This is a genomic window from Pseudomonas sp. FYR_2 (genome assembly GCF_043106425.1).
Lineage (GTDB): Bacteria > Pseudomonadota > Gammaproteobacteria > Pseudomonadales > Pseudomonadaceae > Aquipseudomonas > Aquipseudomonas monteilii.
Genome location: NZ_JBICMM010000012.1, coordinates 84,947 through 100,889, shown reverse-complemented (window position 1 = coordinate 100,889; position 15,943 = coordinate 84,947). Strand labels below are relative to the sequence as shown.

Genomic DNA, 15,943 nt, shown 5'->3' with positions numbered 1-15,943 from the left:
CCTGTTATTGTTAACTTGTATATACATATACAGGCGTTTGCCTGCCGGGTAAACTGCGGCAAGCTACCGCTCATTCCATTGCAAAGGACTCAACGCCGTGCCGACACCTCCTGTCTCCGCGCTGGTTGCCCAGATGGGCGAGGGCCCGGCGCCGCTGTATGCCCGGGTCAAACAAATGATCGTCCAGCAGATCGACAACGGCAGCTGGCCGCCACACCACCGGGTTCCCTCCGAGAGCGAACTGGTCAGCGAGCTGGGTTTCAGCCGCATGACCATCAACCGCGCCCTGCGCGAGCTGACGGCTGAAGGCCTGCTGGTGCGCATGCAAGGCGTGGGTACCTTCGTGGCTGAGCCCAAGGGCCGATCGGCGTTGTTCGAGGTCAACAACATTGCCGACGAAATTGCCGCGCGCGGCCATCAGCATAGCTGCCAGGTCATTACCCTTGCCGAAGAGGCCGCCGGCTCCGAACGGGCCCTGGCCTTGGACATGCGTGAAGGCCAGCGGGTGTTCCACTCGCTGATCGTGCATTTTGAAAACGGCGTGCCGGTGCAGATCGAGGACCGCTACGTCAACGCGGCCATTGCCCCTGACTACCTCAAGCAGGACTTCACCCGGCAGACGCCTTACGCCTACCTATCCCAAGTGGCGCCGCTGACCGAGGGCGAGCACGTGGTCGAGGCCATCCTGGCCGAACCGGACGAATGCACCCTGTTGCAGATCGAGCGGGGCGAGCCTTGCCTGCTGATTCGTCGCCGCACCTGGTCCGGCCGCCAGCCGGTGACCGCTGCACGGTTGATACACCCCGGTTCCCGTCATCGCCTGGAAGGACGTTTCAGTAAATGAGCCAACTGCAGTTGTTGCGTGCGCAGGATTACCCCCGCATGCCGTGGAAGAACGGTGGCGGTTTCACCGAAGAAATTACCCGCGACAGCGGTGAAGGGCTGGACGGTTTTGGCTGGCGCCTGTCGATTGCCGATATCGAGGAGTCGGGTGGCTTTTCCACGTTCGCCGGCTACCAGCGGATCATCACTGTGCTGCAGGGCGATGGCATGCGACTGCTGGTCGATGGCCAGGCCAGCCGACCGTTGTTGCCGTTGGATGCCTTTGCCTTCAGCGGCGAAAGCCAGGTCAGCTGCAAGCTATTGGGCGGGCCGATTCGCGATTTCAACCTGATCTATGCACCGCAGCGGTATCGGGCGCGGTTGCAGTGGTTCGATGGCACCAGCCGGTTGTACAGCTCGGCTTCGACGGTGTTGTTGTTTGCGGCCAGTAGCCAGGTTGAGGTGACCATGGCAGGGCATGAGGTGCAGCGGTTGGGGTTGCATGACTGCCTGCGGCTGGAGGGCAATGACGAATTGCTTGGGCTGGAGGTTCAGGGGCGGTTCTGCCTGATCGAGTTGGTTGGGCGCTGAGGGTTCGCCAGTAGATTTTTGGCGCCTGTGAGATCGAGCGCCGCCCGCGCGGCGCATCGCGAGCTACGCTCGCTCCTACGTTTGTTTCGGGCCAGTAACGCTTGTCACAGGCGCGCGCGACCGCCTGGTTTGTAAGACGCGATATTGCGCCTTGCGCCAAGGCGTACGCGCGCAAATCCCACAGGAATAATTGGCCAGAAACAAACGTAGGAGCGAGCGTAGCTCGCGATGCGCCGCGCGGGCGGCGCTCGATCTACGCACCACCACACACTCAAGTCAGGAACGGCAAGGTCCAATTATTTTGGTTGTCCGTGCTTGTACATACAAGTAAAGGTGTGTTTGTATATTGACCACGACATACCCGCCCGCGGACGACCGCAGAGGACCTTTCCCGTGACCGACAACAACAAATACCGTGACGTTGAAATCCGTGCCCCACGTGGCAACAAGCTGACCGCCAAAAGCTGGCTGACCGAAGCGCCACTGCGCATGCTGATGAACAACCTCGACCCGCAGGTCGCGGAAAACCCGAAAGAACTGGTGGTGTACGGTGGTATCGGCCGCGCCGCCCGTAACTGGGAATGCTACGACAAGATCGTCGAAACCCTCACCCGCCTGGAAGACGACGAAACCCTGCTGGTGCAGTCGGGCAAGCCGGTCGGCGTGTTCAAGACCCACAGCAACGCCCCGCGCGTGCTGATCGCCAACTCCAACCTGGTGCCACACTGGGCCAACTGGGAACACTTCAACGAACTGGACGCCAAAGGCCTGGCCATGTACGGCCAGATGACCGCCGGCAGCTGGATCTACATCGGCAGCCAGGGCATCGTCCAGGGCACCTATGAAACCTTCGTCGAAGCCGGTCGCCAGCACTACGGCGGCAGCCTGAAAGGCAAGTGGGTACTCACCGCAGGCCTGGGCGGCATGGGCGGCGCCCAGCCACTGGCCGCTACCCTGGCCGGCGCCTGCTCGCTGAACATCGAATGCCAGCAGAGCCGCATCGACTTCCGCCTGGAAACCCGCTACGTCGACGAGCAGGCCACCGACCTCGACGACGCCCTGGCGCGCATCGCCAAGTACACCGCCGAAGGCAAGGCCATCTCCATCGCCCTGCACGGCAACGCTGCCGAAATCCTGCCAGAGCTGGTCAAGCGTGGCGTGCGCCCGGACATGGTCACCGACCAGACCAGCGCCCACGACCCACTGAACGGCTACCTGCCAGCCGGCTGGACCTGGGAACAGTACCGCGACCGTGCGCAGACCGAGCCGGCTGCCGTGGTCAAAGCCGCCAAGCAGTCGATGGCCGTGCACGTACAAGCCATGCTGGACTTCCAGAAACAAGGCATCCCGACCTTCGACTACGGCAACAACATCCGCCAGATGGCCAAGGAAGAGGGCGTGGCCAACGCCTTCGACTTCCCGGGCTTCGTGCCAGCCTACATCCGCCCGCTGTTCTGCCGTGGTATCGGCCCGTTCCGCTGGGCGGCGCTGTCTGGCGATGCCGAGGACATCTACAAGACCGACGCCAAGGTCAAGGAACTGATCCCCGACGACGCCCACCTGCACCGCTGGCTGGACATGGCCCGCGAGCGCATCAGCTTCCAGGGCCTGCCGGCACGTATCTGCTGGGTTGGCCTGGGCCTGCGCGCCAAGCTGGGCCTGGCGTTCAACGAAATGGTCCGCAGCGGCGAGCTGTCGGCACCGGTGGTGATCGGCCGTGACCACCTGGACTCGGGTTCGGTCTCCAGCCCTAACCGCGAAACCGAAGCCATGCGTGATGGCTCGGACGCTGTTTCCGACTGGCCGCTGCTCAACGCCCTGCTGAACACCGCAGGCGGCGCCACCTGGGTGTCGCTGCACCACGGCGGTGGCGTGGGCATGGGCTTCTCGCAGCACTCGGGCATGGTCATCGTCTGCGACGGTACCGACGAAGCCGCCGAGCGTATCGCCCGCGTGCTGACCAACGACCCGGGGACTGGCGTGATGCGCCACGCCGATGCCGGTTACGACATCGCCATCGACTGTGCCAAGGAGCAGGGCCTGGACCTGCCGATGATCACTGGGTGATCGCCACGCTTTGGATCACACCCCACAAGGGGTGATACTGAACAACAAGAAGGAGCGCGCAGGCACCGAAAAACGGGCCTGCGGCTCCACGCGATTTGGAGTAGCAACGTGACCGAACTCACCCTCAAGCCTGGCACCCTGACCCTGGCCCAGCTGCGCGCGATCCACGCCGCGCCCGTGCGCCTGCAACTGGATGCCAGCGCCGCGCCGGCCATCGACGCCAGCGTTGCCTGTGTCGAGCAGATCATTGCCGAAGACCGTACCGCCTACGGCATCAACACCGGTTTCGGCCTGCTGGCCTCGACCCGCATCGCCAGCCACGACCTGGAAAACCTGCAGCGCTCGCTGGTGCTGTCGCACGCCGCCGGTGTTGGCGCGCCGCTGGATGACGACCTGGTGCGCCTGATCATGGTGCTGAAGATCAACAGCCTCAGCCGTGGTTTCTCCGGCATTCGCCGCAAGGTCATCGACGCGCTGATCGCCCTGGTCAACGCCGAAGTCTACCCGCACATCCCGCTGAAAGGCTCGGTGGGCGCATCCGGTGACCTGGCGCCGCTGGCGCACATGTCGCTGGTGCTGCTGGGCGAAGGCAAGGCCCGCTACAAAGGCCAGTGGCTGTCGGCCACCGAAGCCCTGGCGGTTGCCGGCCTCGAACCACTGACCCTGGCCGCCAAAGAGGGCCTGGCCCTGCTCAACGGTACCCAGGCCTCCACTGCCTACGCCCTGCGCGGTCTGTTCCAGGGTGAAGACCTGTACGCTGCTGCCATCGCCTGCGGTGGCCTGAGCGTCGAAGCGGCATTGGGCTCGCGTTCGCCGTTCGATGCGCGTATCCACGAAGTGCGTGGCCAGCGCGGCCAGATCGACACCGCCGCCTGCTTCCGCGACCTGCTGGGCGATTCCAGTGAAGTGTCGCTGTCGCACAAGAACTGCGACAAGGTCCAGGACCCTTACTCCTTGCGCTGCCAGCCGCAGGTCATGGGCGCCTGCCTCACCCAGCTGCGCCAGGCTGCCGAAGTGCTGGGCATCGAAGCCAACGCCGTGTCCGACAACCCGCTGGTGTTCGCCGCCGAAGGTGATGTGATTTCCGGTGGTAACTTCCACGCTGAGCCGGTGGCCATGGCTGCTGACAACATTGCCCTGGCCATCGCCGAAATCGGCTCGCTCAGCGAGCGCCGCATCTCGCTGATGATGGACAAGCACATGTCCCAGCTGCCGCCGTTCCTGGTGGAAAACGGCGGGGTCAACTCCGGTTTCATGATTGCCCAGGTGACCGCTGCCGCCCTGGCCAGCGAAAACAAGGCCCTGTCGCACCCGCACAGCGTCGACAGCCTGCCGACTTCGGCCAACCAGGAAGACCACGTGTCGATGGCCCCGGCTGCCGGCAAGCGCCTGTGGGAAATGGCTGAAAACACCCGTGGCGTGCTGGCCATCGAATGGCTGGGCGCCTGCCAGGGCCTGGACCTGCGCAAAGGCCTGAAGACTTCCACGAAGCTGGAGCAGGCGCGCAAGGCGCTGCGCAGCGAAGTGCCGCACTATGACCGTGACCGTTTCTTCGCGCCAGACATCGAAAAGGCCGTGGAACTGTTGGCCAAGGGGAGCCTGACCGGTTTGCTGCCGGCGGGTGTGCTGCCAAGCCTGTAATGCCCCCAGGGGCCGCTGTGCGGCCCATCGCCGGCAAGCCGGCTCCCACAGTTGCAGATGCGACACACCGTCTCTGTGGGAGCCGGCTTGCCGGCGATTGGGCTGCAAGGCAGCCCCCTTCGATCTCACGACCACAAAAACAATTTAAGGACGTGACATGCAACAAGCTCAAGGTCTCAAGCGCGGGCTGAGTGCCCGCCACATCCGTTTCATGGCCCTCGGTTCTGCCATCGGCACCGGGCTGTTCTACGGTTCCGCCTCAGCCATCCAGATGGCCGGCCCGGCCGTGCTGCTGGCCTACCTGATCGGCGGCGCTGCCGTATTCATGGTCATGCGCGCCCTCGGCGAAATGGCCGTGCACAACCCGGTGGCTGGCTCTTTCGGCCACTACGCCAGCACCTACCTCGGCCCCATGGCCGGCTTCATCCTCGGCTGGACCTACGCCTTCGAAATGGTCATCGTCGCCATCGCCGACGTCACCGCCTTCGGTATCTACATGGGCTTCTGGTTCCCGGAAGTGGCACGCTGGATCTGGGTGCTGGGCATCGTCTTCCTGATCGGCGGCCTCAACCTGTGCAACGTCAAGGTATTTGGCGAGATGGAATTCTGGCTGTCGCTGCTCAAGGTCGGCGCCATCGTGGCGATGATCCTGGCCGGCCTCGGCATCATGGCTTTCGGCTTCAGCCAGGTGGGTACCGGGCATGCCGTCGGCGTCAGCAACTTGTTCGACCACGGCGGCTTCATGCCTAACGGTGTGGGTGGCCTGATCGCGTCGTTTGCCGTGGTGATGTTCGCCTTCGGCGGCATCGAGATCATTGGCGTCACCGCTGGTGAGGCCAAGGACCCGCAGCGCGTCATTCCCAAGGCGATCAACGCCGTGCCGCTGCGCATTCTGCTGTTCTACGTACTCACCCTGTTCGTGCTGATGTGCCTGTACCCATGGCCGCAGATCGGCAGCCAAGGTAGCCCGTTCGTGCAGATCTTCAGCAACCTGGGCATTGGCTCTGCCGCCGCCGTGCTGAACATCGTGGTGATTTCTGCAGCCATCTCGGCCATCAACAGCGACATCTTTGGCGCCGGCCGCATGATGTATGGCCTGGCCCATCAAGGCCATGCGCCACGCAGCTTCGGCAAACTGTCGAAACATGGCGTGCCGTGGATGACCGTGGTGGTGATGGGCGCTGCACTGCTGATCGGCGTGCTGCTCAACTACCTGATCCCGGAAAACGTGTTCCTGCTCATCGCGTCCATTGCCACCTTTGCCACTGTATGGGTGTGGCTGATGATCCTGCTTACCCAGGTGGCCATGCGCCGCAGCATGAGCCGTGAGGAAGTGGCCCAACTCAAGTTCCCGGTACCGTTCTGGCCCTACGGCCCGGCCATCGCCATCGCGTTCATGGTGTTCATCTTTGGTGTGCTCGGCTACTTCCCGGACACCCAGGCGGCTTTGATCGTCGGCGTGGTCTGGGTGGTGTTCCTGGTGGCGTCCTACCTGCTGTGGTGCAAGCCGCGTGCAGGGCAGGGCAAGCCGGCAGCAGAGCCCGTCGAGCTGCACCGTTAGTAAAGGAGATTATGCATGAGAACCCTCTGGCAGCATTGCCATGTGGCAACCATGGCCGAGGGCCGTTATTCGGCCATCGAGGACGCGGCCATCGTCACCTGTGCCGGGCTGATCGAGTGGATCGGCCCGCGCGCCGAACTGGCGCCGGTCGATGCTGACCGCACGGTGGACCTGGACGGCGCCTGGGTCACCCCGGGGCTGATCGACTGCCACACCCACGCGGTGTTCGGTGGTAACCGCAGCGGTGAGTTCGAGCAGCGCCTGCAGGGCGTGAGCTATGCCGAAATCGCTGCCCAGGGCGGCGGTATCGCCAGCACCGTGCGGGCTACCCGTGCCGCCAGCGAAGACGAGCTGTTCGCCAGTGCTCGCCAGCGGGTTCAGGCGCTGATGCGCGATGGCGTGACCATGATCGAGGTCAAGTCCGGCTACGGCCTGGACCTGGCCAACGAACGCAAGATGCTGCGCGTGGCCCGGCGCCTGGCCGACGAACTGCCGCTGGCGGTGCGCGCCACCTGTCTGGCCGCGCACGCCTTGCCGCCGGAATACGCCGGCCGGCCCGACGACTACATCGCGCACATCTGTGACGAGATGCTGCCGGCCCTGGCTGCCGAGGGCCTGGTGGACGCCGTGGATGCATTCTGCGAACACCTGGCGTTTTCCCCGGCCCAGGTCGAGCGGCTGTTCATCAAGGCACGCGAACTGGGCCTGCCGGTCAAGCTGCACGCCGAACAATTGTCGTCGCTGCACGGCTCCAGCCTGGCAGCGCGTTACCAGGCACTGTCGGCCGACCACCTGGAGTTCATGACCGAGGAAGACGCCATTGCCATGGCCGCAGCCGGCACCGTCGCCGTGCTGCTGCCGGGCGCCTTCTATTTCCTGCGTGAAACCCAGCTGCCACCGATGGAGGTCTTGCGCCGCCACGGGGTGAAGATTGCCCTGGCCAGCGACCTCAACCCCGGCACTTCGCCAGGGTTGTCGCTGCGGCTGATGTTGAACATGGGCTGCACCTGTTTCCGCATGACGCCAGAAGAAGCCTTGGCTGGCGTCACCGTGCATGCCGCCACGGCGCTGGGCCTTGGCGACAGCCACGGCTCGCTGGAAGTGGGCAAGGTAGCCGACTTCGTCGCCTGGCAAATCGAACGCCCCGCCGACCTGGCCTACTGGCTGGGTGGCGACCTGCTCAAGCGCGTGGTGCGCAAGGGCCACGAAATTTCCCACTAAGCGAGGCACGATGGACAAGGTACTGAGTTTTCATCAAGGCCACCTGCCGCTGCTGATCAGCATGCCGCATGCCGGCCTGCGCCTGAGCGACGCCGTGCGCGATGGCCTGGTCGATGAGGCGCGCAGCTTGCCGGACACCGACTGGCACATCCCGCAGCTGTACGACTTCGCCCGCGACATGGGCGCCAGCGTGGTAGCTGCAGAGTACTCGCGCTTCGTCATCGACCTGAACCGCCCGGATGACGACAAGCCGCTGTACGTCGGCGCCACCACTGGCCTGTACCCGGCCACGTTGTTTGAAGGCGAACCGCTGTTCAAAGAGGGGCTGGCGCCGTCTGGCGAAGAACGCAAGCGCTACCTGGAGCAGATCTGGCGCCCGTATCACGGCACGCTTCGCCGTGAACTGGACCGCTTGCGCGAACAGTTTGGTTATGCACTGCTGTGGGATGCCCACTCGATCCGCTCGCGCATCCCGCACCTGTTCGATGGCAAGTTACCGGACTTCAACCTAGGTACCTTCAATGGCGCCAGCTGCGATCCGCTGCTGGCCGAGCGGTTGAAGGGCGTATGTGCCGAAGCCCAAAACTACAGCCATGTACTCAATGGCCGCTTCAAGGGTGGGCACATCACCCGGTATTACGGCGACCCGGCCAACCACATCCATGCCGTCCAACTGGAGCTGGCGCAGTGCACCTACATGAATGAGACCGAGCCATTTGCCTACCGCGAAGACCTGGCGCAACCGACTCAGCAGGTATTGACGCAGCTTTTGCAGGCACTGCTGGATTGGGGCAAGGCGCAGTATGGGCGTTGAAGTTCGCCCGTGAAGGTGGCGACGCGCTGCGGGCAATGCGCGTCGCCAGTTGCAGGGAGTGATCAGCTGTTAATCTGCGCTATCGTGAGCTCACGCAACAGTTCCTGCTCCTCCAGATTTTTATCGTTTTGCAATCTCTGCTGCAGGCTCAATTCCTCCTCAAGTGAGTGGTCCTTGCTGGCCAGTTCAAGCACAAGCTGGCGGAAGCGTGCCTCTACTTGTGCAAAGCGGTCGGCATGCTCGGCTCTCAGGCGTGCAACCCAGTCCGTGTTCGCCAGCATGTAGTCGACCAGGGGATCGCCCAGTTCACTTTTGCGCACCTTTTCCAGCACCTGCGACAGTTCATCCGGCGCCAGGTTTGCGGCACTTCGAAAACGCATGCTGTCGGCCAGTGGAAGGTCGAGCTCCCTGGCCAGTTCGCGGCGGTAGGCCAGTCGCACCGAAACCCTGTCGCCCGAGCCGGATCGCTGCTGGGCCAGTAGTTCCAGCTGCTCGACCCTGAACAGCTGCAACAGGCGCCTGCGCAACGTTTGCAGGGTATCGCCAGCCTCGATCATCAGGCGCTGTCCCATCAGGTACAACTCGATATTGTTGAACTCCTGCAGGGCACCATCGTGGCAAGTCTGCGAGCCGGTTTCCGGGTGAGGCAATGCGGCCGCGGCGATACTCTCCATCAACGGGCGCTCAGCTTCGTTGCTGGCGGCCACAACCAGCACCATGCGCACCCGCTCGCAGAAGCTGGCTTGCGAGGTCGGGTCCATATAGGGCGCAGCATTGCGCAAACGGCCTGCCAGGCGCAGCAGATCACTGCCTTCGAGCATTTCCCAGCAGTCGCGCAAGGCCTCGTTCTGGGCCTCGTTACCCAGCATCCAGTCTTCGAGCCTGGGCGTATCGTCGCTCATCAGAGGGAAGTGAGGATGGTCGAGTGATCCTTCGCTCGAAGAATTGACAAGCAACAGGTTGTCCGGGATGTCCAGCGCAAAGGAAAAACTGTGCTGGCTGTCCGAGAATGCGCGGACACGCATGATGGTCTCAAGGGGCAATGGATTGTCGAACAGCGAGATCGACGAAATCGGCATGGGATTGTTCAGGTTCGAGAGAATGTGCTCGGGCAATTGGGTAATGCGGTTGTTACTCAAGTCCAGCAGTTCCAGCGGCAGCAAGCTGTCGCACCAGCTGGGCCAGGCTTGCAGGTTCATGTTGGTCAGCGCAAGTGATTGCAGGTTGCTGGACAGCCGTGCGGGTACTTGGCTGATGGTACCGACGTGGTTACCGGACAAGTCCAGTGACGTCAGGTGTTCCAGGCCCGCAAAGACTTCCAGCATGGCCTGGTCGACGGCCAGCCCCATGTTGCGAAACTCCAGATAGTTGAGTTGGGGAAGGCGCGCCAAGGCAGAGGCCAGTGAGGAAGTGGCCGCCTGATGTGCATCGATGGTCAGCCGGGTGACATTGGGGAAGCGGCTGAGCAGGTCTTCGAGTTGCGACGCGGTGCCGATGGTGCGGGTCAGGACGAGTGCCTGAACCCGCTCATCAAAGAATGCTGGAAGCCGCCTGGGGAACTGATCGACAGCCACGTCCTCCAGTTGCAGGCGCAGGTATCGCTGGCCCTGCTCCTGTTGCTCCCAGAACTGGCTGATCGCTGCCTGAATGCGCTGCCTGTCCGCCAGCGCGGCCTGGGTCAGCGGGTTGCTGGAACTGGACGCCTGGGCCCAGCCTTCGATCGCGTCGCGCATCTGCTGGCGCTCATCGCGAATGCGTGCAAGCCGGCCTGTCAACTCTGCAGGCACATCCACGGTAATACCGGCTGTCTCGGCCCGCTCGTTCAGCAGCAAACGCTGTAAATGGGTTTCGTTGACAGGGTTGCCTTCGAGTGCGATCACCGTCGGGTTGGGCAGTGCGTCGGCTTCATTGAGCAGGAATGATGGCAATGACCTGAGGTTGTTGTTGCGCATGGACAGGCGGGCGATACGCCCCAGGGCATCACTGCCAATCCCGATCGGCCACTGTGCCAGTTGCATGTGATCCAGGCCCAGAAAATCCAGGGACAGTTCATGGAAGCTTGAGCTGTTGTTCGGGGCCAGGCGATTGCCACTCAGGTCCAGGTACCTCAACTGGCGAAGCCCCGCCAACAGGTTGAGTTCATTTTCGGAGAACGGCAGGTTCTGGTTGGTGAGCACCAGCCGTTGCAGCTCGGGCAGGATCTGGGTGATGGAAGGGACACTGAGCAGAAAGAAAGAAGGTGTAGACCTGGGGTTATAGGGCCGGCTGATTTCCAGTGATTCGAGCTGCGGCATCTGCCTGAGCAGGCGTTGTAGCAAGCGTTCGTGCTGTGCCCAGCCGGAGAGGCTGCCTGACGGTAGATCGAGCAGGCTCAGGCTGCGCACGCGATTGGTGAAGAAATCGGGCAGGGTGAGAGGGATATCGGCCAAGGGGACGCGGGTAACACGCAGCTCGGCCGTGTGCTGGGTGTCATCCGCCAGGGCGGTGTCATACCAGTGTTGCATGATCGACTCGTGCAGGCCGTTGTGGTCGCGTGCAGCCTGCGCTGTCTCGGGTGAAATGCCCTCGCTCCAGTCCGCCAGCCTGCTTTGCAGTTCATTGCGCTGCTCCAGCAGCACCTGCAGATGCTCGAGAATCTGTACTTGCGTGCGGCCACCACTGGCAAGCGAAAGCAGTATCTGGTCCGCCGATAGCCCGGTATGTTCAACGAGTCCTGTTGCTTCGACCGCGTCGATCAGGCGCTGGCGGGTAACGCCTTGTGTTGCCTGGCGGCCCCCACTCAGCGGATAGCCCAGGCGCCCATCGGCCAAGCGCATGGGCGAACGGTAGCCGGGACGAACCGGTTGCATGCCCAGTATCGTCCTCATGGTCGAACGGGGCAGTAGGGGGCTTTCCTGTACCAGGCGCTTCAGCGCTAGCTGATCTGCGAGGCCCAACTGCGTCATGGCCTCAGGCAGCGCCTGGTACAACGCGGCATAAAGGTCTGGGTATGCTGTTACCGCTGCATTGGGGCGGCTTTCATCGTGCACGATGTAGCCTGCCCCTGCATGGGTGATGGTCGGGTAGGGCCGCGTGTCCTGCGGGCCGATACGCTGCTCCTGGGCAGGCCAGGACATGCGCTGGAGCATCTGCAGTTTTGTTTCCGCGGGCCAGCCTGGCAGGCGCTCAAGCGTGTGCATGATCAGTCGGTCGCTGTCCCAGTTTGGCACACACGACAGGTATATCCCTTCGCGGGCGCGTGCAAGGCGGATGTGTTGCTGGTAGACGCGGATCTCCTCGCCAAGGCGCATGGGAACTTTGCCGCTGCCGAGCATTTGCCGTTCGCTGGCGTTGGCGCCGCGCTCCAGCTCAGCGATTATGGCGACTGGCAGGTTCGGATATACCCGCCGGATGGTCTCAGCTTCCGGCGGCAGTTCGCTCGATACGCGGGCGTAAGCCCGGGAAAACTCGGCTGGCCAGCTGCTTGCGTCCGGCGACCGGCGGATCGTTTCGTCCAGCTTGAAGCGTTGCAGCGTGTCTTCCAGCAAGGCCGGCAGCCGCTGGTTCTCGGCCAAAGCCCGACGCAGTACGTCTTCGTGGGTGTCGCTCACCGCAATTACTCGTTGCAACGTCGGTTCGTCGAATTGGGCATTCAAGTGACCGATGCGGCGCAGCAGTGCGATGCCCGACCAGCTCAGCGGCTTGTCCGTTACCTGCAGCCACGCCCCGGCGCCATTGTGCCGCAGTGGTGGCTCGTACCCGCCTGCCTTGGCGGGGTGCTCAATGCTGTAGGTGCCGGTGTCGGCATTCCATTTGAGTGAAAATGTCTTGCCTTCGAGGCGTAGCCAGATCTTGCCATCCTGACGGTACAGCCCAAGCCCATCGGGGCTGGCGTTTGATGGGAGCGTGACGTCTTGTTCGAAGGGGGTCAGGTCCTGGTTCCACAGGCGTGTGCTGCCATCCGGTAGCTCGACTTCCACCAGCTCTTCGATGAAGGAGGGTGTCGTCACCGCAACATTTTCTACCTCCGGCCCTTCCAGCGCACCGGCACCTTCACTACCTGACAGGCTTCCAGCTGCTTTGGCTGCTGCGGCCAAAGCGGCCATGATTGCCACGTTCTCAATGACATCGACCATGTAGGTGAACGCCATGTCGCGTTCGTCGTTCTTCCAGGCCTCGATGCCTTCGTATACCTCGTAAGCGAGTTGGGTCACGCAGACGGCAAGCATCAACTCGCCCAGTCCAGGCACGAAGAAACCGGCGATGTTCAGGCCCGTCAGCACACGACTGGCGATCAGCTCCCGGTGAGCCTGGGCGGTGCGCCGGTCGACGATTTCGGTTGGAGTTGCGTGGAACAGAACATCCTTTTCATGCCGTTCGGCTTTCTGGAAGGCCATGACGCCCTGGAACGCGTGGCTGAATGGCTTTTTAACCGGATACAGGGCGGCATGCGGGTCGGGGACACGCTCACGTACCCCGCGAACGCTCCACGCGATGGGCGTGAGACGGTCCTTGAGACGAGTGATCGTCGATGCCTTGTCGCGGTCGGCGATGTGCTTGTCCAGGTAACTGATGTTGGCCTGAAGCCTGTCGCGCAAGTCGGCCTGCAAAGCCTCCAGGGTTGTAAATTCCTTGAGGGGCTCTGCGCTGTCCTCCGGGATGTACAGTGCCACGGCCTGATGACCTGCGGCGCGCATGGTGATCAGCACAACCCCGGTCAGCTCCGCTTCCCACAAGTCGAGAAAGCTGAACGTTACGGGCGAGGATGCCGATAGCGGCTGGTCTACGGGGACTGCAAGGGCTGCGGTGTACAGCGCCTCGCTGATATCGCCTTTGAGGCGGGCGAAATGCAAAGACTGCCGGAAGGCCGAAACCTCTGCTTGCTCCAGGGTCTGGTAAACGGACTGCCTGGCTTCATCCGCGCTGCGCTGCGCGCCCGGAGGGTAATAGATCGCATGCACCAGGTCATGGAACTTGCCACCGATGTCCAGCGTGCGGCACAGGTCGGCGAAGGCTTCGGCGTTGATATCCACTGCATTGCGGATCGGGACGGTGCCCATGAAGCGCCGATGATCGAGGATGACGGACTTCTTCAGCAGCGCCTTGGGCGCGTCCATGCCTTGCTCGGCAGCGGCGTCCTGGTCAAAGTTGTGTAGGGCGCTTTGCAGCAGAGAGCGGGTGGCCTGGTTTACGGCCATGCGCGCGTCGCTTGCGTTGGTCGAGTCGATCAGGCGGGCATCGACCAGGTACGTGTTGTGCACATCCAGGTCGAGGCCGAATCGCTGCTTGATGGCTTCAGTCAGGGCCTGGGCGGCGTAGGCTTGCAGGTCAGGTAGCTGTTCGAACAGTTTCTGCACCTGTGCCTGGTGTTCGCGGTGACGGGCATGTTCTTCCTGCCACGCCTTGGCGATTTTCGGTAGCCGCTGGATCGCTGTGGCCAGCCAGGCTGGAGCCTGCTGCCCGTTGCGCATGGCGCGGTGAACCTCTGGCGGGGCGTGCCTGAGCCAGTTGGGGATCTTGCGCTCGATGGTGGTGTAATGAACACTAGGCGACGTGGTGGCTGAGGTTGGCATGGTGGGCCCTTGCTAGGTATGGGACAAGGGACTATCGCGGGGCTGCCTGGCCTGCTGGAGGTAAATATGTGTGCCCGGTTCGTGGCCGGATCCTAGAGGACGGTGCTCAAAGCGCAATTCAGGTTTATGATGCCCAACGGCAGTCAATATCCTCACACGGAGTGCGCAATGCAGACCCTCTACCCGCAGATCAAACCCTACGCCCGGCACGATCTGGCCGTGGAAGCGCCGCATGTGCTGTATGTCGACGAAAGCGGCTCGCCCGAAGGTCTGCCGGTGGTGTTCATCCACGGCGGCCCGGGCGCCGGTTGCGACGCCCAGAGCCGTTGCTACTTCGACCCCACGCTGTACCGCATCATCACCTTCGACCAGCGCGGCTGTGGCCGCTCCACGCCACACGCGAGCCTGGAGAACAACACCACCTGGCACCTGGTCGAGGACCTGGAGCGCATTCGTGAGCACCTGGGTATCGACAAGTGGGTGCTGTTCGGCGGTTCCTGGGGCTCCACCCTGGCCCTGGCCTATGCCCAGACCCACCCCGAGCGCGTGCATGGGTTGATCCTGCGCGGCATCTTCCTGTGCCGGCCGCAGGAGATCGAGTGGTTCTACCAGGAAGGCGCCAGCCGAATGTTCCCGGACTACTGGCAGGACTACATCGCGCCAATTCCGCCGGAAGAGCGCGGCGATCTGGTCAAGGCTTTCCACAAGCGCCTGACCGGCAATGACCAGATTGCCCAGATGCACGCCGCCAAGGCCTGGTCCACCTGGGAAGGCCGCACGGCCACCCTGCGCCCCAACCCGCTGGTGGTCGATCGCTTCTCCGAGCCGCAACGTGCGCTGTCGATCGCCCGCATCGAATGCCACTACTTCATGAACAATGCCTTCCTCGAGCCGGACCAGCTGATCCGCGACCTGCCGAAAATCGCCCACCTGCCGGCGGTTATCGTGCACGGCCGCTACGACGTGATCTGCCCGCTGGACAACGCCTGGGCACTGCACCAGGCCTGGCCGAACAGCGAGCTGAAAGTCATCCGCGACGCCGGCCACGCGGCTTCCGAGCCGGGTATTACCGATGCCCTGGTGCGTGCGGCCGACCAGATGGCCCGGCGCCTGCTCGACCTGCCGCTGGAAGAAGCATGAGGGGCCTGCTCCAGCGCGTGCGGGGTGCGCGGGTTGAAGTGGCGGGCGAGGTGGTCGGCGCCATCGACCAGGGTTTGCTGGTGCTGGTGGCCGTCGAGCCTGAAGATTCCCGTGAACAGGCCGATAAGCTGTTGCACAAGCTGTTGAACTACCGTGTGTTCAGCGACGAGCAGGGCAAGATGAACCTGTCGCTCAAGGATGTCGGTGGCGGTTTGTTGCTGGTGTCGCAGTTCACCTTGGCGGCGGACACCCGCAACGGCATGCGCCCGAGCTTCTCGACGGCAGCGCCACCGGCCCTCGGCGCCGAGTTGTTCGACTATCTTTTGCAGCAGGCAAACGCGCAGCACACCGACGTGGCCAGTGGCCGCTTCGGTGCGGATATGCAGGTGCACCTGGTCAATGATGGCCCCGTAACATTTATGTTACAAATGTGAACTCAAAAAACCCTTTGTTTATGGGAAAACAAGGGGTTTTGTACGATAAATAGTTGTTCCAGCCTGATGCGTTGTCACGCGACCTGCTGGATAATCGCGC

The 15,943-nt window shown here is 63.0% G+C and carries 10 protein-coding genes; 9 read left to right on the top strand and 1 reads right to left on the bottom strand.

From position 1 onward, the window contains the following. The first annotated feature begins 133 nt into the window (after nucleotides 1-133). The 7 genes from hutC to hutG all read left to right on the top strand — a co-directional run bounded on the left by hutC (nucleotide 134) and on the right by hutG (nucleotide 8,717). On the top strand, nucleotides 134-844 hold the full coding sequence (hutC, locus tag ACF8R4_RS02385) for a histidine utilization repressor (RefSeq protein ID WP_156866887.1): 711 nt from the start codon (nucleotides 134-136) through the stop codon (nucleotides 842-844). Then, a complete protein-coding gene (locus ACF8R4_RS02380) occupies nucleotides 841-1,413 on the top strand; it encodes a HutD family protein (protein WP_060500640.1) in 573 nt (190 codons plus the stop codon). The genes hutC and ACF8R4_RS02380 overlap by 4 nt, the downstream gene beginning before the upstream one ends. A gap of 393 nt (nucleotides 1,414-1,806) precedes the next feature. Continuing rightward, complete coding sequence (hutU, locus tag ACF8R4_RS02375) at nucleotides 1,807-3,480, top strand: urocanate hydratase (RefSeq protein WP_104833819.1); 1,674 nt, start codon at nucleotides 1,807-1,809, stop codon at nucleotides 3,478-3,480. A gap of 108 nt (nucleotides 3,481-3,588) precedes the next feature. Continuing rightward, nucleotides 3,589-5,121, top strand: coding sequence for a histidine ammonia-lyase (gene hutH / locus ACF8R4_RS02370; protein ID WP_104833820.1), 1,533 nt, complete (start codon nucleotides 3,589-3,591; stop codon nucleotides 5,119-5,121). 157 nt (nucleotides 5,122-5,278) lie between these two features. Next, on the top strand, nucleotides 5,279-6,682 hold the full coding sequence (locus tag ACF8R4_RS02365) for an amino acid permease (protein ID WP_392491618.1): 1,404 nt from the start codon (nucleotides 5,279-5,281) through the stop codon (nucleotides 6,680-6,682). Between the two features lie 15 nt (nucleotides 6,683-6,697). Further along, nucleotides 6,698-7,903, top strand: coding sequence for an imidazolonepropionase (gene hutI, locus ACF8R4_RS02360; RefSeq protein WP_156867879.1), 1,206 nt, complete (start codon nucleotides 6,698-6,700; stop codon nucleotides 7,901-7,903). A gap of 10 nt (nucleotides 7,904-7,913) precedes the next feature. Beyond that, on the top strand, nucleotides 7,914-8,717 hold the full coding sequence (hutG, locus tag ACF8R4_RS02355; RefSeq protein WP_392491616.1) for an N-formylglutamate deformylase: 804 nt from the start codon (nucleotides 7,914-7,916) through the stop codon (nucleotides 8,715-8,717). 62 nt (nucleotides 8,718-8,779) lie between these two features. Here the strand turns inward: hutG and ACF8R4_RS02350 are convergent, their stop codons facing one another. Further along, nucleotides 8,780-14,269, bottom strand: coding sequence for a dermonecrotic toxin domain-containing protein (locus ACF8R4_RS02350; protein WP_392491615.1), 5,490 nt, complete (start codon nucleotides 14,267-14,269; stop codon nucleotides 8,780-8,782). Nucleotides 14,270-14,437: 168 nt separating this feature from the next. Here ACF8R4_RS02350 and pip point away from each other — a divergent pair, with 168 nt between their 5' ends. Both pip and dtd read left to right on the top strand, forming a co-directional pair. Continuing rightward, a complete protein-coding gene (gene pip, locus ACF8R4_RS02345) occupies nucleotides 14,438-15,409 on the top strand; it encodes a prolyl aminopeptidase (RefSeq protein ID WP_060500625.1) in 972 nt (323 codons plus the stop codon). Continuing rightward, a complete protein-coding gene (gene dtd, locus ACF8R4_RS02340; protein ID WP_019098637.1) occupies nucleotides 15,406-15,843 on the top strand; it encodes a D-aminoacyl-tRNA deacylase in 438 nt (145 codons plus the stop codon). The genes pip and dtd overlap by 4 nt, the downstream gene beginning before the upstream one ends. Nucleotides 15,844-15,943: the final 100 nt, after the last annotated feature.

Bases quoted from the DNA above. Each gene is read 5' to 3' on its own strand.
- ACF8R4_RS02350 (WP_392491615.1), bottom strand. From the start codon at position 14,269: ATGCCAACCTCAGCCACCACGTCGCCTAGTGTTCATTACACCACCATC.
- ACF8R4_RS02380 (WP_060500640.1), top strand. From the start codon at position 841: ATGAGCCAACTGCAGTTGTTGCGTGCGCAGGATTACCCCCGCATGCCG.
- dtd (WP_019098637.1), top strand. From the start codon at position 15,406: ATGAGGGGCCTGCTCCAGCGCGTGCGGGGTGCGCGGGTTGAAGTGGCG.
- hutG (WP_392491616.1), top strand. From the start codon at position 7,914: ATGGACAAGGTACTGAGTTTTCATCAAGGCCACCTGCCGCTGCTGATC.
- pip (WP_060500625.1), top strand. From the start codon at position 14,438: ATGCAGACCCTCTACCCGCAGATCAAACCCTACGCCCGGCACGATCTG.
- hutI (WP_156867879.1), top strand. From the start codon at position 6,698: ATGAGAACCCTCTGGCAGCATTGCCATGTGGCAACCATGGCCGAGGGC.
- ACF8R4_RS02365 (WP_392491618.1), top strand. From the start codon at position 5,279: ATGCAACAAGCTCAAGGTCTCAAGCGCGGGCTGAGTGCCCGCCACATC.
- hutC (WP_156866887.1), top strand. From the start codon at position 134: ATGGGCGAGGGCCCGGCGCCGCTGTATGCCCGGGTCAAACAAATGATC.